Annotated in this window: 1 pseudogene; it reads right to left on the reverse strand. The window is 62.0% G+C overall.

Annotated elements, in window-relative coordinates:
- Nucleotides 1-280 precede the first annotated feature (280 nt).
- Nucleotides 281-502, reverse strand: a pseudogene (locus EEB11_RS19330) (hypothetical protein); the annotation flags it as partial.

Raw genomic sequence — 502 nt, forward strand, 5'->3', positions numbered from 1 at the left:
TCTCATGATCGCTGTCAACCCCTTGTTTCATAGCAAATAATCCGGCGAGGCCGGGCGGGGCTTGATGTAGATGCGCAGGGTAGGAGACGGAACTGAGACGACGGTTGAGCAAGCTCTCATGCGCGGGTTGGTTACCGCATGACCGTGGTTTCGTCCTGGGGCTGCCTCGTTCTAAGTGGCGAGCGTCGACGATGTCGGCTCATAACAGGGCACGAGGGTTCCCCACCGCGTTCCGTCCCCAACCTTGCGCATCGGCATGATGAGGGCGTGTGTTATAATCTCAGCCTTGGGCTTTCGCCCCGCGGATAGGAGCGGTCGTTACTGCCCGGGCGATGGCCCAGATGAAGCCCGCCATCTCGCGGGCGATCGCCGTGATGACCACCACCTTCGCCTTCCCGGCCGCAATCAGATGACGGTAGCGCTGGCACATTCGCAGTTGCCCCTTCCAGGCGATGTCGCGAACGGCCTTGGACAGCGGTTCGAGCCGGGCATGGAGCTTCGG

The organism is Pseudotabrizicola sediminis, from assembly GCF_004745575.1.
GTDB lineage: Bacteria > Pseudomonadota > Alphaproteobacteria > Rhodobacterales > Rhodobacteraceae > Pseudotabrizicola > Pseudotabrizicola sediminis.